We start from the raw sequence: 19975 nt of genomic DNA on the forward strand, positions 1-19975 counted from the left end.
TTCTTGTTCAAATTTACTTAAAAAAAAACCATCTTTTCGTATTACTGAAAAGACGGCTGTTTTTATCGATCTATTTAAAGTCTATTTATGAAGGGCTTTAATATATTTTTCTAATGCCATAGTCATTGAAGGCGTTTCTTTTGTCGGAGCCATTAAATCTACTTTTAAACCGGCCTCTTCTGCAGCAGCTGAAGTTGTAGGGCCGAAAACTCCTATTTTTGTTTCTTCCTGTTTGAAATCCGGGAAGTTTTGTTGCAGAGACTTTATTCCTTGCGGGCTGAAGAAAATCAACATGTCGTAATCTTTAATGTTGATGTCTGTCAAATCACTACAGACTGTTCTGTACATGATTGCTCTCGTCCACTCGATATTTGCTGCATCAAGGGTTTTCGGAATATCCGGACTTAAAACATCTGAAGATGGCAACAAATATTTTTCGGAAGGGAATTTTTTGAAAAGAGGCAAAAGATCTGAAAAGTTTTTTTCACCAAAACTGATCTTTCTTTTTCTGTACACAATATGCTTCTGAAGATAATTGGCAATTGCCTCAGACTGACAGATGTATCTCATCGTATCTGGTACGGCAAACCTTAATTCTTCGGCAAGTCTGAAATAGTGGTCAATCGCATTTTTACTGGTAAAAATTATACCGGTATACTGCGTAAGATCTATTTTTTGTGTTCTAAGTTCTTTGTTGTCTACTCCTGCGACGTGGATAAAGGGGCGGAAGTCAATCTTTATTTTTTCCTTCTTCGCAATTTCCAGGTATGGAGAAGACTCACTAGGCGCTGGTTGAGAAACCAATATTGACTTTATTCTCATCTTGTACTTTTATTAAATAAATAATAACTTCCAAAGCATCAACAGTGGAGCAATTTGGAGGGTGCAAATATACAAAAATTTATAATACCATTTCTGTGGTAATATGTTGTTTCTGTGAAATAAATAGAAAAATACCTTGAAAATGAACACAAAAGAGAAAAAACACAGATAATAAATAAATGCGCTATTTAATCTGCAACGTATTTCGGGATAATCGGAATGTATTGTGAAACCAGAACGCTTAGGCTTGAAACGGTGACAATCGAAGTGATAATCCAGCTCGGAAGGTTATTGCTCGCATCATAATATTTCTGCAGAAGAAAATCTTTGAGATTGGCTTCACGCTCTATCACATTCATCATAAAGATGTATAAAAAAAGACAGCCGATAAGGATAAAAACCACCCAATCATTATTTTCGGGTATTCTTACTTCGTTTTTGAAATTTAGTAATCCGGGCACGCAATATTTTTTGCAAAATTATCGATTATTTTGTTTAAAATAAAAAGCTTAAATAAACTATCTTTGCAAATTGAAATGAAAAAACTCGTCATCATTCCCACTTATAACGAAAAGGAGAATATAGAAAATATAATTTCCGCTGTTTTTGCATTGGAAGAAGAGTTTCACGTCTTGGTAGTAGACGATTCTTCGCCGGATAAAACGGCAGGCATTGTAAAAGAGCTTCAGCAAAAGTTTCCTCATACGCTTCATCTTTCCGTAAGACACGTTAAAGATGGCTTAGGAAAGGCATATATTCATGGTTTTAAATGGGCACTTCAAAACAATTATGATTATATTTTTGAGATGGATGCCGATTTTTCTCATGACCCGAAAGATTTACCAAAACTTTTCGAAGCCTGCAAAAATGCAGATATGGCAATCGGGTCTCGTTATTCTCGAGGGGTAAATGTGGTTAATTGGCCAATGGGACGCGTTTTGCTGTCTTATTTTGCCTCAAAATATGTGAGATTTATTTTAGGTCTCCCGATTCATGATACGACAGCTGGTTTCGTATGCTTTTCAAGAAAAGTTTTAGAAGAAATCGGTTTAGATAATGTAAAATTAAAGGGATATGGCTTTCAGATTGAAATGAAATTCAGAGCCTTCAAAAAAGGTTTCAAAATTGTAGAAGTTCCTATTATTTTTACCAACAGAATTTTGGGTGAAAGTAAAATGAATGGCGGCATCATTCATGAAGCTGTGTTTGGTGTTTTAAATTTAAAATGGAAATCAATAATCAACAGATTATGAAAAAGCTGTTCTTTATTTTTGTTTTAATGTGCCTGTTTTCGTGCAACGAATACATTGATAAGCCAGATAATCTTGTCGGTAAAACCAAAATGGCAGAAATTATTGCTGATCTGGCGATTAACGATCAGGTGATTTTTTTGTATCCGGGAACCAACCTTGAGAGCGGAACAAGATTTATTCTGAAAAATCATGAGGTGAAAACTGAAGATTTTGTTGCAAGCTACCGTTATTATATCGTGAAGCAGAAAATGAAGGGGATTGTAGAAGATGCCCAGAAAATTATTATAGAAAAAGACCCGAAGTCTGAAAAGAAAATAAAAGGTAATACTGATTTAAAAAATATAGAATTACCAAAACTGGAAAGACGATAATGAAGTAATGCTTTCTCGCAAAGCATTTTAAAATGTATAAGAATGAATTTTTTTAATATAGAAAAAACCTCAGAGGGCAAAGCAAGAGCCGGAGTTTTACATACAGATCACGGAACTGTTCAGACACCGATTTTCATGCCTGTAGGAACTGTAGCCAGTGTGAAAACCGTTCATCAGAGAGAGATAAAAGACGATATTAAAGCTCAGATTATTTTGGGAAATACCTATCACCTTTATCTTCGTCCCGGAATGGAAGTGATGGAAGCTGCAGGAGGTTTACACAAATTTATGAATTGGGATCTTCCGATTCTTACCGATTCAGGAGGTTTTCAGGTTTTTTCTCTTTCGGGAAGCCGGAAAATGTCTGAAGAAGGCGTGAAATTCAAATCTCATATCGACGGAAGTTATCATTTATTTACTCCGGAAAAATCAATGGAAATCCAGAGACAGATCGGGGCAGATATTTTTATGGCTTTTGACGAGTGTGTTGCTTATCCGGAAGAATATAATCAGGTGAAAAAATCGATGGAGATGACGCACCGCTGGTTAAAAAGATGCCTCGATTATAATGCAGAAAATCCTGAATTATACGGTCATAAACAAAGATTCTTTCCAATTGTTCAGGGTTCTACTTATTCAGATTTAAGAAAAATTTCGGCAGAAGTTATTGCAGAAGCGGGAGCGGAAGGAAATGCAATCGGCGGACTTTCTGTAGGGGAGCCTGAAGAAGAAATGTACAGAATCACCGATGAGGTTACCGATATTTTACCTAAAGACAAGCCAAGATATTTGATGGGAGTAGGAACTCCATGGAATATCTTAGAATCAATCGGTTTAGGAATCGATATGATGGATTGTGTAATGCCGACAAGAAATGCCAGAAACGCAATGCTTTTTACGTGGCAAGGTGTGATGAACATGAAAAACGAAAAATGGAAGAAAGATTTTTCTCCGTTAGACGAGTTCGGAACAAGCTTCGTAGACCGAGAATATTCAAAGGCATATTTGCGTCATTTGTTTGTGTCTAAAGAATATCTGGCAAAACAGATTGCATCCATCCATAACCTTGCGTTTTATTTAGATTTGGTAAAAGTAGCAAGAGAGCATATCTTAGCAGGAGATTTTTATCAGTGGAAAAATTCTGTAGTTCCTGTGTTGAGACAAAGACTTTAAAAATTAAAAACAAACGGTGAGTCCTGAAAGGACGACTTAACCCAGAATAGGACGTAGTCCTATTTGTTAATGATAAAAAATAAAAATAGGATCTTAAAATAAAATCCTATTAAAAATTAAATAGAATGCTTAAAATAGTAGACGGATATATCGTAAAAAAATACCTTGGAACCTTTAGTTTCATGTTGATTTTGCTGTCTATTGTGGTTCTGGTAATTGATGTTCAGCAGAAAATTCCCAGGATTGAAAAAGCAACTGAGATTGATCCTAAACTGGATGTAACTTACTTTCTCATCCATTTTTATCCTTACTGGATCATCAATCTTGTCGTTACTTTCCTGGCGATTCTTGTTTTTATATCGGTGATTTATTTTACCTCAAGAATGGCAAACAATACCGAGATTGTAGCGATTATAAGCAGTGGAGCAAGTTTTCACAGGTTTGCAAGACCTTATTTGCTGACTTCTCTTTTTATTGCCCTTATTTCTTTAACGGTGAACCATTTCGTTTTACCTTGGGCGAATATTAAGAAAAACCAGCTCGAAGCTTACACTTACAACGCTGCAAATAAAGAGAAAATTCTTGGTACTGCTCCCGTTTCGGCACAGCTCAGCAAGACGGAATATATTTTCGTTAATTCGTGGAATAAAAGAGAAAAAAGAGGCTACGGATTTCTGTATCAAAAGTTTGATAAAAACCGAAAGCTTATCTATGAACTTAAAGCAACCGATGTTTTTTGGCAGCAAGACAAGAAAAATTTTGTGCTGAATAGTTATCTTGAAAAAACCATCAATAAAGACGATTCCGAAAAACTGGGGCAAGGTTTTGAGCTGAAGAAAAATTACGGTCAAGATCCTGAAGAGCTTTTTCCAAACGAGCTTTTAGGACAAAATAAAACAACTCCCGATCTTATAAAATTTATCGAGCGCGAAAAAGATAAAGGAAACAGCAACCTCAATTCTCACCTGAATGAGTTTCATCAGCGTACTTCAATGCCGGTTTCCATTATTATTCTTACGTTTTTGGCGCTTTCACTTTCTTCTCAAAAAAAGAGAGGAGGTTTGGGGATTAATCTTGCGATCGGTATTTCTTTGGCGTTCGTATTTGTATTTTCTTTTGAAGCTTTAAAAGTGGTTTCAGAGAACAAAAGTATGTCTCCTGCGTTGGCAATGTGGTTTCCGAATCTTATTTTCTTCCCGATTACTCTGTTTTTATATTTAAAACGAGCCAATCAATAAAGAAGCTTGATTTCTTTGTGGTAAAAAGATTGTAATCCCGATTCCTCCAATTCTATCCAGATATTACCGTTTTCGTCAGCATTTTTAATGATGCCATTTTGTCTTATATTATTTAATTCAAAAACCGAAATCTCATCTTTTCTGAATAAATTTAAATTAAACTGAGCTGAAATTTCATCATCATTCGGAATGTGATTGAGTTTTTCAATCAAAAATGAATGTAGATTTTCTGTAAATTGTTTTAGATTTAATCTTTCTCCGGTTTGTGTTAAAAGTGATCCTGCATTAGAAATTTCATCAAATTTTTCCTGTAAAATATTGATTCCTATTCCGATGATAAAATAGTTTTCCTGATTGATTTTTTTCTTTTCAATTAATATTCCGGCGACTTTTTTATTTCCTACGATAATGTCATTCGGCCATTTTATTTTTACTATCTTTTCAGTCAGATTGGCAACGTAATTTTGTACAGCAATTGCGGTATAATAATTGAACAGAAAATCTGAGTGCAAAATGCATGAGGTTTTTACCGCCAATGTATAAGCAAGATTTTGTTCTGCTGCTGATGTCCAGGAGTTTCCGTATTGTCCCCGTCCTTTTATTTGATTGAATGTGTAAAGACCAACAAAATTTGATTGCGGATAAAGTAAAACGTCAGATATTTCGTCATTAGTAGAAGAACATGCATTGCGGTAAAATAGCTCACTCATTTAAGAAAACTTTAAGACTTTAAAAGCCTAAAAGTAAGGCTAAAGTAAAAGAAAAACAATAAATTTGCAGATTATAGTATATTTTAATGAATAAAACAGCAGAAAAGCAAGCGCTAATAGATAAAATTGTAGAGGCAATACAAGATGTAAAAGGTGAAGATATTATGATTTTTGACCTTACCAAAATCGAAAATTCAGTTGCAGAAACGTTCATCATTTGTAGCGGAAACTCAAATACGCAAGTTTCGGCATTGGCAGGAAATGTAGAAAAAAAGGTAAGAAACGATCTTCAGGACAGACCTTGGCATGTAGAAGGTACAGAAAACTCAATGTGGGTTTTGGTAGATTACGTTACAGTGGTGGTGCATATTTTCCAGAAGCAGACCCGTGAATATTACGACATCGAAGAGCTTTGGGGAGATGCAAAAATCACAAAAATAGAAAGTGAAATATAAATTTTAAAAGTAATAAATGAATAATAAAGGATTTAACTGGTTTTTCCCTGTAATGATAGTAGCACTTCTGCTATTTTTTGTCTTCAACTCTGTGGGAGACAGCAGTGCAAAATCGATCGATGAAGATTCGTTCTTCAAAGAGATGCAGGCTGGGAAGATTCAGAAAGTTTTAATAGACAAACAAAAACAAAATGCTGAAGTTTATTTAACGAAAGCTGCGAAAGCAGAAATGGTAAAAGCTCAGGATAAAAGTACAAACCCGTTCTCGTCATTGGGAATGACTCCAAAAGCAGATTATACTCTGAAATATGGCGATTTGCAGTTGTTTCTGTCAAAATTTGAAACACTGAAAGCTGAAAATCCTGCGCTGAAAACAACCAAAGATTATGCAGAAGGAGAAAGCCCTTTAATGAGCATACTTATTCAGGCATTGATATGGATTGCAATCTTAGGTCTTTTCTATTTCATTCTTTTCAGAAAAATGGGCGGCGGTGGCGGTCCCGGCGGACAAATTTTCTCGATAGGAAAATCTAAAGCTAAACTTTTTGATGAGAAAGAAAGAATTCAGGTAACATTCAAAGATGTTGCAGGTTTGGAAGGTGCTAAAGAAGAAGTACAGGAAGTGGTAGACTTTCTTAAAAACTCTGAGAAATACACCAAATTAGGAGGAAAAATTCCTAAAGGAGTATTATTGGTAGGTCCTCCGGGAACTGGTAAAACTTTGTTGGCAAAAGCTGTTGCAGGTGAGGCTAAAGTTCCTTTCTTCTCATTATCAGGTTCAGATTTTGTGGAAATGTTTGTTGGGGTAGGAGCTTCGAGAGTAAGAGATCTTTTTGCTCAGGCTAAAGCTAAATCTCCTGCGATTATCTTCATCGATGAGATTGATGCTATTGGTAGAGCAAGAGGTAAAAATAATTTCTCAGGCGGAAACGACGAGAGAGAAAATACCCTAAACCAGCTTTTAACAGAAATGGATGGTTTCGGAACCGACACCAACGTTATCGTTATGGCGGCAACCAACAGAGCAGATATTTTAGATAAAGCTTTAATGAGAGCCGGCCGTTTTGACCGTTCGATCTTTGTAGACCTTCCTGAACTTCATGAAAGAAGACAGATATTTGATGTTCATTTAAAGAAAATCAAATTAGACGAAAATATAGACCGAGAGTTTTTATCTAAGCAAACTCCGGGATTTAGCGGAGCAGATATCGCCAATGTTTGTAACGAAGCAGCATTAATTGCAGCAAGAAACAATCACGAATCTGTAACAAAACAGGATTTCCTGGATGCGGTAGACAGAATTATCGGCGGTCTTGAGAAGAAAAATAAAGCGATCAAACCTTCTGAAAAGAAAAGAGTTGCTTATCACGAAGCTGGTCACGCAACGATTTCATGGTTAGTAGAGCACGCTTCACCGCTTCTTAAAGTGACCATCGTTCCGAGAGGGCGTTCTTTGGGTGCAGCTTGGTATCTACCGGAAGAAAGACAATTGACTACAACCGAACAAATGTTGGACGAAATGTGTGCAACTTTAGGAGGTAGAGCAGCAGAACAGGTGATATTTAACAATATTTCTACAGGTGCGCTTTCAGATCTTGAAAGTGTTACCAAAAGAGCTCAGGCAATGGTCACCATCTATGGTTTGAGTAAAAACATCGGTAATATTTCTTACTATGACAGCTCTGGCCAGTCTGAATATTCTTTTGGAAAACCTTACTCTGAAGAAACAGCTAAGAAAATTGATGTTGAAATCAAGAGTATTATCGAGAATCAATACGATAGAGCCATTCAGATTCTTACCGATAATAAAGATAAGCTGGATGCTTTGGCAAACAAACTTCTGGAAAAAGAAGTGATCTTCCGTGAAGATCTTGAAGATATCTTCGGGAAAAGAGCGTGGGATCCTGAGTTGACAGAAAAACCGGTTACCAACACGATTCCGCTAAAGGAAAAAGAAGAAGAGCAATCAAACGAACAGGATGTAAACAGATCTCGACTACAAGTTTGCGCAATTATTTACGCATTCTGGTGGCTTTTTCAACTATTGCGCAGATGAGGCAGAAGCATTGCAGACCCTGAACCAGATTTTGAAAATCGAGGGAATAAACTCTGTTTTTTGTTGTGATAAAGATCTTCAGGGGTTTTTGAATGTAATTAAAATCAATAATACACCAGAATTACAATCGCATAATGATGCGGCTTTTATCTCATGCGAATATCTTATTGCGTACGACGGCAGAATCATGCTTTCGCACAATAACATTCTGCATTATCATTCTTCAAGACTGCCGGGTAAAATTATTATTATGGCAAACGTTTCCCAGATCGTCAATAATCTGAATGACGCAATGGGCAAGATAAAACGTACCGGAAATATCAAAAACCTGACTTCAATCAGCGGAAACCACTCTAAGCTGGATGCTGCTGCAAACAATAATACAAAGCTGTTTTTACTTTTAATAGAAGATTAGTATCGCTTTCTAAATTTTAAATTTTGGACAAAAATCTTATTCAGAGAACAATTTCAGGGCTGGTTTATGTAGCCGTAATATTTCTTTGTGCAACACCTTTTGGTGTGCAATTGCTAGATTCGGTTTCTCCCGGTCTCGTTCAGCAGCAATATCTTTATTACGGACTAATCAGCTTACTGCTTTTGGTAGGAACCTGGGAATGCATGAAGATTATGAAGTTTGGTGACGGTTACGAAAAGTGGATCGTATTTCCTCTCGTGATTTTTATTTTTTATGTTTTTTCTAAAAGATATTTTGAACACGGCTTTTATTTCGACTTTAGGCTGTCGGAAATCCTTGCAATTTCATTAACTCTTATTGCGGTAATTACTTTATTTAAATTTTCAAACGAACTTTACATAGACAGCGGAAAGCTTATTTTTACGGTAATCTATGTGGCATTACCGTTTTCTTTTGCCTTAGGTTTACCTAAATATTCTTCAGTTGAAAATACATTTTCACTGGAAGTTATTTTCTTATTTATTTTGATCTGGAGCAGCGATACCTTTGCCTATCTCGTGGGGAAATTCTTCGGAAAACATAAAATGGCCCCCAAAATTTCACCAAAAAAAACCTGGGAAGGCTACATCGGAGGTGTTGTTTTAACTTTAGTCTTGTCTTATTTTGTGGAACAATATCAGCCGCAGCTTCGAGGAAACTGGATGGTTGTAGGTTTTCTGATCGCTGCATTTGCACCTTTGGGAGATTTGGTAGAAAGCCAGCTTAAAAGAAATTTTGGTGTAAAAGACAGCGGAAATATCATTCCCGGACACGGTGGAGTATTAGACAGGCTAGACAGTTTTTTAATCTGCGTTCCTGTTGTATATTTGTACTTTATTTTAGAAAGATTTATTTAAACAATATTTTAGTTATGCTTCACAAGTGTGATGTCTATAACAAGCAACAATTAATACCATTATGAAATTACATAAAGAGTCGAAAGGAACCATCACGGTAGCATCTATACTTTTCGCAGTTATTGCAGCGGCATCTATTTATTTTCTTGAAATGTGGTCGCTTCTGATCATTGTACCGTTACTGGTTATTTACAGTCTTGTATTTTGGTTCTTCAGAGTTCCGAATCGTGATATTCTGGATCATGTGGAAAATGTAATTGCTCCGGTTGACGGAAAGGTTGTAATGATTAAAGAAGTAGAAGAGGATGAGTTTATCAAAGAAAAAGCGATTCAGGTTTCTATTTTCATGTCTCCGCTGAATGTGCATATTTGCAGATATCCTGTTTCGGGTAATGTAATTTATAAAAAATATCATCCCGGTAAATATCTTGTTGCTTGGCACGAAAAATCTTCTACAGAAAATGAAAGAACGACTGTTGCGGTGGAAAGCTTAACGAAGCACACTGTGGTTTTCAGACAAATTGCAGGTTATGTAGCAAGAAGAATCGTTTTCTATTGTAATGAAGGCGATACCGCAAAAGCAGGTCATGAATTTGGTTTCATTAAATTCGGTTCAAGAATGGATATTTTCCTACCGCTTGATACGGAAATCGTCTGTAAGATCGGCGACAAAACCAAAGGTGGAGTTGATGTGATTGCTAGAATGAGAGATTAATATTTTAATGAAAATATATAAAGACTGCTTTGAAAAAGGCAGTTTTTTTTTGTTTTTAAATAAAGAGTTTTATAATAAAAAATAATACATATATTTAGTAGTAATGATTCTGTAAATAACAAATGAAAGTATTATTTGTAATACTTATTTCACTTTTATCTTGCTCAGCAAAAAAAACTGAGCAAGTATTTGGTGTTTATGTCGCTCCGGAATATAATTATATAAATAAATTAAAATACGGAAATTTTATTCCTCAATTAACTCTAAAATTAAACGAAGATTATACTTATGAATACTTAACCTGCGCTCAAATAGAAAAAGGAAAATGGAAATTAACCGAAAATAGATTAGAACTCTATTGTGAAGAAAAAAAATTCATTCTGGACAGTATTAATAGTAATGAAAAATACAAAAAAGGCAAAATTTGTAGTCCATTACAGACTTTTTCTTACTCAAAAGATAAAATACAACAAAATATAGTAGTTCAGAATAAAGATTTTAAATTACTATTATTAAAAGAGTAAAAAAACTTTGGAATAGACGATTATATATTTTCATAAAATTGTTGGTAAGATCGGAGATAAAATCAAAGGCGGAGTTGATGTAATTGCTAAAATGAGAGATTAATATTTTAATGAAAATATTTAAAGATAAAGACCGCTTTGAGAGAAGCGGCTTTTTTGTCTTGATATTATTATAGCATTTATTTAAAATTTTAATAGTTTATTTAATATGCTTTTTTACTTCCAAAATAAGGTTTAAAATAAATTCCACAGGCAAATCCTCATTTTCATCAATTAAAAGAATTTTAAACTTCTTTCTGCCTTCGCTGATGAGTTGCGGATAATTTAAACGATCACCGTGATAAAAACTGAGGTAATGTTTTTTGTGTTTTTTGCTGTAATAGAGATAACACAGCATTTTCTTTTTAAACTTAAAAAGGTAAGCCAAAACTCAAAGTCTCTGTAATATTTTCGGGATCAGATTCTAAGATCTTTTTTCTTAAAAACAAAAGAGTACTTCTTTCAGGCTCATCGATTCTGTAGAAGTACTCTTGTATCGGATTCATTTTAAATAGAATTTAAAATAGTTTAGTCAAAATTCTGAAGTTCTACCAATTTGTGATAAGTTCCTCTTCTTGCCATTAACTCTTGATGGCTTCCTTGTTCCACGATATCGCCTTTTTCCATCACGACAATCCAGTCAGCTTTCTGAATGGTCGAAAGTCGGTGAGCAATAACCAGTGAAGTTCTGTTTTCCATCATTTTTTCAAGGGCATCCTGCACAAATTTTTCAGATTCAGTATCCAGAGCAGAAGTGGCTTCATCCAGAATCATAATCGGTGGGTTTTTCAGAACGGCTCTTGCGATAGAAACTCTTTGTTTCTGTCCGCCGGAAAGTTTTCCTCCGTCGTCACCAATATTCGTATCGTAACCATTCGGAAGCTGGGAAATAAATGTGTCTGCATTGGCAATTTTTGCAGCTGCAATCACTTCGTCTCTTGTTGCTTCAGGTTTACCCATCAAAATATTGTTGTACACCGTATCATTAAACAGTACGGATTCCTGGGTAACCATTCCTAAAAGTTTTCTGTACTCGCTGATTTTTAAATGCTTAATATCGGTGTCATCAATTAAAATCTGACCTTCAGAAACATCATAAAAACGTGCTAAAAGATTGGCGATTGTTGTTTTTCCGCTTCCGCTTTGCCCTACCAATGCAACTGTTTTTCCTTTTGGAATCGTAAGGCTGAAGTTTTTTAGGATCAAATTAGATTTATCGTAATAGAAACCGATGTCTTTGAATTCAATTTGTTTATCTAAAGTTGAGATTGAAACAGGTTCTGCAACTTCCTCGATTTTTACATCTGCCTCAAGAATTTCCAAAACTCTGTGCAAAGAAGCTTCCCCTTTCTGAACATTAGAAATAGAAGCCGACAAACTCTTTACCGGAGGCAAAATCTGGAAAAACATTCCTAAAAACACCAGGAAATCTTCAGGAGCAATGCTTTGGTCTACAATAATCTGCTTTCCGCCGTACCATGCAATGATTAAGAAGGTAACAGAGCCCAGGAATTCGCTTATTGGCGAAGCCAGTTCTTTTTTTCTGCCCAATCTGATCGAGCTGTTGATCCATTTCTGCATGGAACCCATAAAACGGTTGTCCATGATTTTTTCGGCGCTGAAAATCTTAATTACTTTTGAAGATTTCAAGGTTTCATCAACGATAGAGAAGATGGTTCCCATTTCATTTTGTGCTTCGTGAGAATCTTTTTTCAAGCTTTTTCCGATTAAAGCAATCATTGTTCCCATGACCGGTAAAACCAAAAGAGAGAAAAGTGTAAGCTCAGAACTCAACCAGAAAAGACTGATCAACGTACTGATTAACATAAACGGAGCGTTGATCAAATCAACAAGACTTCCCAGAATATTTCCTTCCACATCACCTACATCATTCGACATACGAGACATCATATCTCCTTTTCTGCTTTCGGTAAAAAATGAAACAGGTAAAGCCAAAACCTTACGATACATTGCGCCACGAAGGTCTTTGGTAACACCTACACGATAATTAATTAAGAGAAAAGATCCTAAATATCTGAAAACATTCCTCAGTAAAAACATGAAAGCCGTGATGATACAAAGCCATGCTAAAACATTCAGCGTACCGTAATCATCAACTAAAGTTTGAATATAATAATTTGAGTAGGTTTTTAAATAAGAAAATAAATCTACAAGATCTCCGGAATATACAGGAGCAGATTTGAAGTCTTCACGTTTGATGGTTCCAAAAAGCATCCCTAAAACCGGAAGAATGGTTCCTAAAGAAGCAATCTGAAATACAGAATATAAAAGGTTGAAGAATAAACTTCCGTAAATATATTTCTGATGCGGACGGGCGAATTTGAGTATTTTTCTATATTCGTTCATTCAATAAAATTGGATAGCAAAATTACTTAAAATATAAATGATAGACGTTCTTAATTGAAATTTACTTTATCGCTGTACTTTGGTTTGAAGTTTTTGGGGTTTAATTTCTCCAAAGTCTTTGCAAAATTATTGATAATCTGCGTCATGTTTTCAGAATTTACGATGCTCATATCATCATTTACCTCATGGTAATGTTGTATTTTGCTCATGTCTGCTGTTGAAATAGAATGCGCAATGATCTTCTTTTTCACAAAGCTTACATTATCTGACCGGTAAAATAATTGTTGCTTTGCATAAGGATCGGGATAGATTTTCAGACCGTTTACTGCATTTTTATTAAACAATTCGTCAAGATCAGAAAATTCATCTCCTGTAATAAAGACTGTGTTTTTTCCAAACTCAGCTTCTGTTGCGACCATTTCAAAATTAAATAAAGCAGAAAGGTTTTTATAAACGTGATCTAATTTTTTGTCTTCAGAAATAGCGATCGAACCCAGCATTCCTTTTTCTTCACCGTTGAATGCTATGAAAACCATTGAGAATTCTGGTGTTTTACTTTTAAAATAATCGGCAATTCCTACCAGAGTTGTGATTCCGCTTGCGTCGTCGTCTGCACCGTTATAAATGTTGTCACCAGAGTTATTGTTTACTCCGATATGATCAAAGTGTCCTGAAAATCCTAAAATTTTCTCAGATTTTCCTTTTTTAATTCCGCAAACGTTGTAAGCTGTTTTTCCGTTATAATTAAAAGGAATGAGGTAAGAATTTCCGGTGCAGTATTCAAGATTGTTTTCTTTAAAAAGCTGTGCGATATATCCTGCCGCTTTGTCATTTTCTGGAGTGCCAATTTCACGGCCTTTCATTTCGTCTGAAGCCAGAGTGGAAATAACGGTTTTTACTCTTTCTTCGGAAACATCCTGTGCAAAAGCCGAAGTTGCGAAAAATGACAAGGAAAGATAGATTATTTTTTTCATATTTAAATTATATTATTTCTTTATACCAATTGAATAAGTAGCAGTTTTATATAAAATGTTGCAACTAATCTTAATTTATTTACGTCCCACAGATTTCACGGATTCTCACAGACTTTATTCTCTTTTTTAAATTAATTATATAATTTTATTTTCAAACATCTGTGCAAATCTGCGAAATCTGTGGGAAAATAAAAAAACAGCTCCCAAAAAAGGAAGCTGTTCTCACTCAAAAAATCGTTGTAAGGCTATCGCAGTCTGTCTACAGATTTTACGAGCCTCTCATCTTTCTTGATAAATAGATTTGCCAAAAACAAACAAATTACCGCAATCGATGGGAAAACCGGCTCAATACCCTTCTCAGGAAAATCTATTCCTCCGGATAAGTTTTGCATCCAGTACACCAATACACCAATCAACAAAGCGTTTATAATAATGCTGATATTATTCAGCAAGATTTGTCTTTTTCTGTTTTTAAAGCTAAACAGACTTAATGCTCCTATCAAAACTAAAACAATTGTTGCAATGCTTACAACCGGGGTTTTCCCGAAAACATCTACATCCTGTCCTGTAATATATAGGAAAGCTGCTGCTAAAACAGACAGCAAAATCCAAATAGTCTGTATCCTTTGTAACATAGAATTTCAAATTCAGAAGCAAAAATAACATAAATTTTGCACAATTCAAAAATAAGTGTAGATTTGCAACATACAATGTACTTGAAAACAAAAGTCACCCGACTTACTTTTCTTACTCACAACTAATTACATTTTTACATTAAATATGTTTAACATAGAAACGTTAAGGTCAAAATCTGTAACGGAATTGACTAAAATCTTAAAAGATTTGGGCGTTAAGGTTGCAAGAAACAGCAATGAAAATGATAAAATCTTTGCTATCCTTGATTTTCAGGCTTCCAACCCTAAAGTTACAAAAGATTATTTCAATACCACAGAAGTAACAGCTGCAAGCGCAGATGAAAAACCTGCTGAAAAAGCGGTGAAAGCTGCTCCTAAAAAAGCAGCTCCTAAGAAGACCGCAAAACCTAAAGCAGAACCCAAAGCTGAAGCTGAGCCAAAAGAAACTCAGCCTGCACCGGAGCCGGAAGTTATCAAAACAGAAGAAGCTCCTGTGGAAGAAGTAAAAGCAGAAACATCGCAGGTTGATACCGAAGAAAAAGCCGCTGCTCCTTCTAACAACAGGCAGAAAAGGAAAAGAGTTTCGTCTCCTTCACAAAGCAGCGAAATTGAAGCAAAAGGAACGATAGAACTTCCTTTAAATATAGATTCTCAGCCAAGTGCGTCTGCACAGGCAAAAGAAGAAAGACCTAAAAGACCGCAACTAGGTCAGCCTCAAAATCAAAAAGGGCAAAACCATTCTCAGCAAAACGGTGGCAATTCTCAAAACCAAAACCGTAATCAAAACAATAACCAGAATCCTAACCAAAATCAGAACAGACAGCAACATGCTGAAAGATCTGAAAGACAAGAGGAACAGCAGGAGCAGAAAAAAGAGTTCAGCTTCGACGGAATGGTAAGTATTGAGGGGGTTTTAGAGATTTTACCGGATAATTACGGGTTTTTGCGCTCGTCAGATTTCTCTTATATCTCTTCGCCGGATGACGTATATGTTTCTACAGCGCAGATCAGAAATTTTGGTTTAAAAACCGGAGATACCGTAAGAGGAATTGTAAGACTTCCGAAAGAAGGCGAAAAATATTTTTCATTACTGAAACCTACTGAAGTAAATGGTCGTGATTTAGCTTTTATTAAAGATCGTGTTGCTTTTGAATATCTTACGCCGTTATTTCCTGAAGAGAAATTTAATCTTTCGGGAGATAATTCTACGATGTCAACAAGAATTGTAGATCTTTTTGCACCTATCGGAAAAGGTCAGAGAGCGATGATTGTTGCCCAGCCGAAAACCGGTAAAACAATGTTGCTTAAAGATATTGCAAATTCTATCGCAGCCAATCACCCGGAAGTTTATATGATGGTTCTTTTGATCGACGAACGTCCTGAAGAAGTTACCGATATGGAAAGAAGTGTAAATGCAGAAGTTATTGCTTCTACATTTGACGAAGCTGCAGATAAGCACGTAAAAGTTGCTAATTTAGTTTTAGCAAAAGCTCAAAGAATGGTAGAATGCGGGCATGATGTTGTGATTCTTTTAGACTCAATTACAAGATTGGCAAGAGCTTACAATACCGTAACTCCGGCTTCTGGAAAAGTACTTTCCGGTGGTGTTGATGCAAATGCTCTTCACAAACCGAAAAGATTCTTCGGAGCTGCAAGAAAAATTGAAAACGGAGGATCGTTAACGATTATTGCAACCGCATTAATTGATACAGGTTCTAAAATGGATGAAGTGATCTTTGAAGAATTTAAAGGAACCGGAAATATGGAACTTCAATTAGACCGAAAAATTGCGAACAGAAGAATTTATCCTGCCATTGATTTAGTGGCTTCGAGTACGCGTCGTGACGATCTATTGATGGACGAAGTTACTACACAAAGAATGTGGATTTTAAGAAAATACCTTTCTGAAATGAATCCTGTGGAAGCTATGGAATTTGTTAACAAAAACATCAGAGGAACTTTGAATAACGAAGAGTTTTTGATGTCGATGAACAGATAATTAAGTATTTACTTTAAAAATATAAACAAAGCAGTCAGAATTTTTTCCGGCTGCTTTTATTTTTTAATGACGAATATACCATTCATTATGTTTTTTGATTAGGCTGATTGTATTAAACATACATTCCTTATTTTCCATCTTCTTACATTTCGTATAAAAAACCAAGGCTTTTTCTTTAGATTCATCGAATATCACCCGCTCTAATTTTATTTTACCTAAAAATGTTTCAGGATTACGAATGGTTTTTACTCTTATATAATTTTCAGGAAATCTGAGCATGGCGCTATCCATAACAGTTTTAGATATTTTTTCTTTAATGGGAACAATGCTGTCTGATCTTAGATCATAAGTATATTTTCCGCTTTTGGTATCGGTTTCGGCTAAAGTATCTTCAATCGCAAACTCATATCCTCTTCGCATTGAGACGATTTCATTAAGCTTTTTTAGATCTTCTTGGCTCATGTGAGATGGATTAATGCCATTATTTTTTACAATATCATTAAATTCTTTCGTATTGTCAAAAGCTACGATTCCGTACGGTTGCAAAATATGACCAATCGCTTTATTAATAACCAAATATTCTTCGGATGAAATTCTGTCAGACTGACAGCTTGTAAACAATAAAATAGGCCTGTAATAATATAAAGATTCTTCATAAAGACAAATTTATAAAAGATAAGATTCTGATATTATTTGCGGCAATTTTTGTTATTATCAATGTTAAAGATTTATTAAAGTAATCTTCAATCTTTGATAATGGCTTGAATATTGGCTAACTTTGAATCATAACATTAAAAATAAACTTATGTCATTTGAATTACCAAAATTAGGATACGCTTACGAAGCTTTAGAGCCAACAATTGATGYAAAAACAATGGAAATCCACCATTCAAAACATCATCAAGCGTATGTTGACAACTTAAATAAAGCCATTGAAGGAACTGATCTTGACGGATTATCTATCGAAGAAATCTGCAGAACAGGTGTTGAAAAACCTGCTGTAAGAAATAACGGTGGAGGTCACTTCAACCACACTCTTTTCTGGGAAATTTTAACTCCAGGAGGAAGCAAAGAGCCTGTAGGAAGCGTAAAAGCTGCAATCGAAAATTATGGTGGACTTGAGAAATTCAAAAATGATTTTTCTGAAGCTGCYAAAACAAGATTTGGTTCAGGATGGGCATGGTTGGTAAAAAACGAAGACGGATCTGTTTCTGTAACTTCTACTCCAAACCAAGACAACCCATTAATGCCGGTTGCTGATGTAAAAGGAACTCCGGTTTTAGGACTTGATGTTTGGGAGCACGCTTATTATTTAAACTATCAAAACAGAAGACCTGACTATGTATCTGCGTTCTTCGATGTTGTAAACTGGGATAAAGTAGAGGAGTTATTTAATAAATAATCTTCTATGCTTCAAATAAAAAAGGTTCAGAAATTTTCTGAACCTTTTTTTGTTGTATTGTTTTTATTTAACGATGACTTTTTTGGTAGTTGTTTTAGTGTTAATATTGATATTTAATAAGTAAGTTGCTTTAGGTAAACCTTGTACATTTACTTGTGTAGAGCTTCCTTTTAGAATTCTTTTTCCTGAAATATCAAATAATTCCCAAGAAGTAATTTTCTCATTTCCTGAATCTATGTTGATGAATGTGGATGCGGGGTTGGGGTGGATTTTAATTGCAGAGTTTTTGAGCGAATTAGTTTCAGGAATTGTTTTTGATTGTTTTCCTTGGACTGAATTGTTTTGCTCGCATCTTGCTATATAGGCATGGAAATTTCCGCTCTGTATTCCAGTTGCGTAAAAGCCTTGATTGAGTATTATTTCATACCCAGCCCTATAATTTACATTTAAGTTGGGGTAAATTACAGAACTTGAAGTGATTGTTCCTGAGGCTTGCAGGTTTGTAGAATTAGTTGTGGGTTGCGTGACATGTATTTCTTCAAAACAAGGTAATGTGCAATTTTTAAATGAAATATCAGGGCCTGGAGGATTTGTATTATGGGTGAAAATCGATTGTTGTTGATTTCCATTAATAGAATAATTTAAATAACCCCAAATATTGAAATCTGTATTAGCATTGTACCCATTAGGGTAAAGGTCGCCATAGTCAAGATTTTTTAAAAAATTACCACCAGGTGCAGAAGTTATAATATGTGTGCTTACAACATTATTTGAACCATCTACAACTTGTAAGGTGACATTTGTAAAAGAAGCGTTACTAGGCAGTGTAAAATTACCAGTAATTGGGATAGGAAATTTTGGACATTGATCTTTAATAGGATGTAAAAAAAGATTCGGGTTAAATGATGATGGACCACAATAAGTACCACAGAAATCATCAAAATATCCATATGCTCGATGTCCACCTTCTCCACAATCTGCTAAATAAATTTCTAAAGTGACAGTATGTCCTAATAAATTTGAAGTATCGATATACTCACATAACCAGTTTGTATAGAGTAAAGAAGTGCCTGCTTGATTGAAAAGAGTATTATTTGGATTTGCCATTACTCTACGTTCAAAAACAACTTGATTATTATTGCTATTATCACGTAAAATAACTTGATAATATGGATTTTTATTTTTATTAGGATCTGCATTTAAGTGACCTGCATTTTCCAAAACCAAAGCAAAAGCGTAGCTTATATAAAATTCATTAACTACAAACTGCCTTGTCATTTTACTAACATCATATTGTGCATTATTATTGTTATTTAGCATTATAGCATATCGACCTGTCTTAGTCCTTGGAAGGTTTATTCCATTAGCAGCAAGCAAGGGGTCATTCATTGAGGTGTCAACAATTGTAGCTAAATTTGTAGGAGATGGTGTAAATGATGTTACAGGATTATTGTTAAAGGGAATCCATAATGGATTATTTTGGTAATTAAATGGTACAGTGTAATTGCTACCATCAAATTTTTTGGTAAAAAAAGAAAAGCCTGCAATTGAAGCGTTTTCAAATCCTCCATTCACACACTGCTGTTTAAGTGTTGTCGCATAGAAGTATTTTAATTTTTCTGGGTTTTGTTGAAAAAATAAATTACGTAGTTTTTCTTCTTTTGCTTGTTGCAATATTTGTTGATAAAGATTTCCTGATAATGATTTTCCATCCTCATCTTTGATATTATTAACCTTGTTTATTACTTCTGTGAAATCGTGATTGCTCAAATTCTGATTAATGAAATTTTGAATTTCATTTTCAATAATCTGTACTTGATTTAAACGAGTTTGCTCTTCCAATAAATATTGTTCTTCATATGATTGAGCAAAAGCTTTTAGTAAACCAAAAAAAATGAGAAGAATTAAATATATTTTTGTATTCATATTTA

Annotated in this window: 21 protein-coding genes and 1 pseudogene; 12 read left to right on the plus strand and 10 right to left on the minus strand. The window is 34.9% G+C overall.

All coding sequences use genetic code 11. The features are described 5' to 3' along the window. Nucleotides 1-81: 81 nt before the first annotated feature. Together AB4Y90_RS03650 and AB4Y90_RS03655 are read right to left on the minus strand one after the other, a co-directional pair. The gene (locus AB4Y90_RS03650; protein WP_441556033.1) at nucleotides 82-822 is read right to left on the minus strand and encodes a uroporphyrinogen-III synthase; all 741 of its coding nucleotides are present in this window, start codon (nucleotides 820-822) and stop codon (nucleotides 82-84) included. A 188-nt stretch (nucleotides 823-1010) separates the two neighbouring features. Beyond that, a complete protein-coding gene (locus AB4Y90_RS03655; RefSeq protein WP_441556034.1) occupies nucleotides 1011-1283 on the minus strand; it encodes a hypothetical protein in 273 nt (90 codons plus the stop codon). Between the two features lie 75 nt (nucleotides 1284-1358). Here AB4Y90_RS03655 and AB4Y90_RS03660 point away from each other — a divergent pair, with 75 nt between their 5' ends. The 4 genes from AB4Y90_RS03660 to AB4Y90_RS03675 all read left to right on the plus strand — a co-directional run bounded on the left by AB4Y90_RS03660 (nucleotide 1359) and on the right by AB4Y90_RS03675 (nucleotide 4857). After that, a complete protein-coding gene (locus AB4Y90_RS03660) occupies nucleotides 1359-2075 on the plus strand; it encodes a polyprenol monophosphomannose synthase (protein ID WP_441556035.1) in 717 nt (238 codons plus the stop codon). Then, nucleotides 2072-2446 (plus strand): DUF4296 domain-containing protein, encoded by a 375-nt coding sequence (locus AB4Y90_RS03665; protein ID WP_441556037.1) that lies wholly within the window; start codon nucleotides 2072-2074, stop codon nucleotides 2444-2446. Before AB4Y90_RS03660 ends, AB4Y90_RS03665 begins: the two co-directional genes overlap by 4 nt. A gap of 42 nt (nucleotides 2447-2488) precedes the next feature. After that, nucleotides 2489-3619 (plus strand): tRNA guanosine(34) transglycosylase Tgt, encoded by a 1131-nt coding sequence (gene tgt, locus AB4Y90_RS03670; protein ID WP_441556039.1) that lies wholly within the window; start codon nucleotides 2489-2491, stop codon nucleotides 3617-3619. A 125-nt stretch (nucleotides 3620-3744) separates the two neighbouring features. Beyond that, entirely contained in the window at nucleotides 3745-4857 is a 1113-nt protein-coding gene (locus AB4Y90_RS03675) for an LptF/LptG family permease (protein WP_441556040.1), read from the plus strand. Here the strand turns inward: AB4Y90_RS03675 and AB4Y90_RS03680 are convergent. Beyond that, nucleotides 4851-5567 carry a biotin--[acetyl-CoA-carboxylase] ligase gene (locus tag AB4Y90_RS03680; protein ID WP_441556042.1) on the minus strand — a complete coding sequence of 239 codons (717 nt, stop codon included), beginning with the start codon at nucleotides 5565-5567 and terminating at the stop codon, nucleotides 4851-4853. The two genes, AB4Y90_RS03675 and AB4Y90_RS03680, sit on opposite strands and share 7 nt — an antisense overlap. Before the next feature lie 86 nt (nucleotides 5568-5653). Between AB4Y90_RS03680 and rsfS the strand changes: the two genes are divergently transcribed. From rsfS to AB4Y90_RS03710, 6 genes and pseudogenes are all read left to right on the plus strand, one after another. Further along, nucleotides 5654-6022 carry a ribosome silencing factor gene (gene rsfS, locus AB4Y90_RS03685; RefSeq protein WP_441556043.1) on the plus strand — a complete coding sequence of 123 codons (369 nt, stop codon included), beginning with the start codon at nucleotides 5654-5656 and terminating at the stop codon, nucleotides 6020-6022. A gap of 16 nt (nucleotides 6023-6038) precedes the next feature. Further along, nucleotides 6039-8078, plus strand: a complete 2040-nt coding sequence (gene ftsH, locus AB4Y90_RS03690) for an ATP-dependent zinc metalloprotease FtsH (protein WP_441556044.1) — start codon at nucleotides 6039-6041, stop codon at nucleotides 8076-8078. Beyond that, nucleotides 8011-8493 (plus strand): annotated as a pseudogene (locus AB4Y90_RS03695) (LUD domain-containing protein); the annotation flags it as partial. The gene ftsH and the pseudogene AB4Y90_RS03695, both read left to right, overlap by 68 nt. 23 nt (nucleotides 8494-8516) lie before the next feature. Continuing rightward, nucleotides 8517-9389: a phosphatidate cytidylyltransferase gene (locus AB4Y90_RS03700; RefSeq protein WP_441556046.1), complete on the plus strand. Its 873-nt coding sequence runs from the start codon at nucleotides 8517-8519 to the stop codon at nucleotides 9387-9389. 61 nt (nucleotides 9390-9450) lie between these two features. After that, on the plus strand, nucleotides 9451-10104 hold the full coding sequence (locus AB4Y90_RS03705) for a phosphatidylserine decarboxylase family protein (RefSeq protein ID WP_441556047.1): 654 nt from the start codon (nucleotides 9451-9453) through the stop codon (nucleotides 10102-10104). A gap of 122 nt (nucleotides 10105-10226) precedes the next feature. Next, a complete protein-coding gene (locus AB4Y90_RS03710; RefSeq protein WP_441556049.1) occupies nucleotides 10227-10628 on the plus strand; it encodes a hypothetical protein in 402 nt (133 codons plus the stop codon). A gap of 199 nt (nucleotides 10629-10827) precedes the next feature. On the opposite strand, the gene AB4Y90_RS03715 is transcribed toward AB4Y90_RS03710, so the two are convergent. The 5 genes from AB4Y90_RS03715 to AB4Y90_RS03735 form a co-directional block, all read right to left on the minus strand. Then, nucleotides 10828-11025: a hypothetical protein gene (locus AB4Y90_RS03715; protein ID WP_441556051.1), complete on the minus strand. Its 198-nt coding sequence runs from the start codon at nucleotides 11023-11025 to the stop codon at nucleotides 10828-10830. Nucleotides 11026-11038: 13 nt separating this feature from the next. Beyond that, the gene (locus AB4Y90_RS03720; RefSeq protein ID WP_441556052.1) at nucleotides 11039-11173 is read right to left on the minus strand and encodes a hypothetical protein; all 135 of its coding nucleotides are present in this window, start codon (nucleotides 11171-11173) and stop codon (nucleotides 11039-11041) included. Between the two features lie 22 nt (nucleotides 11174-11195). Beyond that, a complete protein-coding gene (locus AB4Y90_RS03725) occupies nucleotides 11196-13034 on the minus strand; it encodes an ABC transporter ATP-binding protein (RefSeq protein WP_441556054.1) in 1839 nt (612 codons plus the stop codon). Nucleotides 13035-13084: 50 nt separating this feature from the next. Beyond that, nucleotides 13085-14008, minus strand: coding sequence for a M28 family peptidase (locus AB4Y90_RS03730; RefSeq protein ID WP_441556055.1), 924 nt, complete (start codon nucleotides 14006-14008; stop codon nucleotides 13085-13087). Between the two features lie 245 nt (nucleotides 14009-14253). Then, a complete protein-coding gene (locus AB4Y90_RS03735) occupies nucleotides 14254-14643 on the minus strand; it encodes a DUF4293 family protein (protein ID WP_441556056.1) in 390 nt (129 codons plus the stop codon). Nucleotides 14644-14788: 145 nt separating this feature from the next. On the opposite strand from AB4Y90_RS03735, the gene rho reads away from it, so the two are divergent. Further along, the gene (gene rho, locus AB4Y90_RS03740; RefSeq protein ID WP_441556058.1) at nucleotides 14789-16642 is read left to right on the plus strand and encodes a transcription termination factor Rho; all 1854 of its coding nucleotides are present in this window, start codon (nucleotides 14789-14791) and stop codon (nucleotides 16640-16642) included. 63 nt (nucleotides 16643-16705) lie between these two features. Here the strand turns inward: rho and AB4Y90_RS03745 are convergent, their stop codons facing one another. Then, a complete protein-coding gene (locus AB4Y90_RS03745) occupies nucleotides 16706-17263 on the minus strand; it encodes a hypothetical protein (RefSeq protein ID WP_441556060.1) in 558 nt (185 codons plus the stop codon). Nucleotides 17264-17447: 184 nt separating this feature from the next. Between AB4Y90_RS03745 and AB4Y90_RS03750 the strand changes: the two genes are divergently transcribed. Further along, nucleotides 17448-18044 (plus strand): superoxide dismutase, encoded by a 597-nt coding sequence (locus AB4Y90_RS03750; protein ID WP_441556062.1) that lies wholly within the window; start codon nucleotides 17448-17450, stop codon nucleotides 18042-18044. A 63-nt stretch (nucleotides 18045-18107) separates the two neighbouring features. On the opposite strand, the gene AB4Y90_RS03755 is transcribed toward AB4Y90_RS03750, so the two are convergent. Then, nucleotides 18108-19970, minus strand: a complete 1863-nt coding sequence (locus AB4Y90_RS03755) for a T9SS type A sorting domain-containing protein (RefSeq protein WP_441556064.1) — start codon at nucleotides 19968-19970, stop codon at nucleotides 18108-18110. Nucleotides 19971-19975: the final 5 nt, after the last annotated feature.

This window comes from Chryseobacterium sp. 2TAF14 (assembly GCF_052115105.1).
GTDB lineage: Bacteria > Bacteroidota > Bacteroidia > Flavobacteriales > Weeksellaceae > Chryseobacterium.

Bases quoted from the DNA above. Each gene is read 5' to 3' on its own strand.
- AB4Y90_RS03705 (WP_441556047.1), top strand. From the start codon at position 9,451: ATGAAATTACATAAAGAGTCGAAAGGAACCATCACGGTAGCATCTATA.
- rho (WP_441556058.1), top strand. From the start codon at position 14,789: ATGTTTAACATAGAAACGTTAAGGTCAAAATCTGTAACGGAATTGACT.
- AB4Y90_RS03715 (WP_441556051.1), bottom strand. From the start codon at position 11,025: ATGCTGTGTTATCTCTATTACAGCAAAAAACACAAAAAACATTACCTC.
- AB4Y90_RS03660 (WP_441556035.1), top strand. From the start codon at position 1,359: ATGAAAAAACTCGTCATCATTCCCACTTATAACGAAAAGGAGAATATA.
- AB4Y90_RS03680 (WP_441556042.1), bottom strand. From the start codon at position 5,567: ATGAGTGAGCTATTTTACCGCAATGCATGTTCTTCTACTAATGACGAA.
- ftsH (WP_441556044.1), top strand. From the start codon at position 6,039: ATGAATAATAAAGGATTTAACTGGTTTTTCCCTGTAATGATAGTAGCA.
- AB4Y90_RS03730 (WP_441556055.1), bottom strand. From the start codon at position 14,008: ATGAAAAAAATAATCTATCTTTCCTTGTCATTTTTCGCAACTTCGGCT.
- AB4Y90_RS03650 (WP_441556033.1), bottom strand. From the start codon at position 822: ATGAGAATAAAGTCAATATTGGTTTCTCAACCAGCGCCTAGTGAGTCT.
- AB4Y90_RS03725 (WP_441556054.1), bottom strand. From the start codon at position 13,034: ATGAACGAATATAGAAAAATACTCAAATTCGCCCGTCCGCATCAGAAA.
- AB4Y90_RS03735 (WP_441556056.1), bottom strand. From the start codon at position 14,643: ATGTTACAAAGGATACAGACTATTTGGATTTTGCTGTCTGTTTTAGCA.
- AB4Y90_RS03675 (WP_441556040.1), top strand. From the start codon at position 3,745: ATGCTTAAAATAGTAGACGGATATATCGTAAAAAAATACCTTGGAACC.
- AB4Y90_RS03665 (WP_441556037.1), top strand. From the start codon at position 2,072: ATGAAAAAGCTGTTCTTTATTTTTGTTTTAATGTGCCTGTTTTCGTGC.
- tgt (WP_441556039.1), top strand. From the start codon at position 2,489: ATGAATTTTTTTAATATAGAAAAAACCTCAGAGGGCAAAGCAAGAGCC.
- rsfS (WP_441556043.1), top strand. From the start codon at position 5,654: ATGAATAAAACAGCAGAAAAGCAAGCGCTAATAGATAAAATTGTAGAG.
- AB4Y90_RS03710 (WP_441556049.1), top strand. From the start codon at position 10,227: ATGAAAGTATTATTTGTAATACTTATTTCACTTTTATCTTGCTCAGCA.
- AB4Y90_RS03755 (WP_441556064.1), bottom strand. From the start codon at position 19,970: ATGAATACAAAAATATATTTAATTCTTCTCATTTTTTTTGGTTTACTA.
- AB4Y90_RS03720 (WP_441556052.1), bottom strand. From the start codon at position 11,173: ATGAATCCGATACAAGAGTACTTCTACAGAATCGATGAGCCTGAAAGA.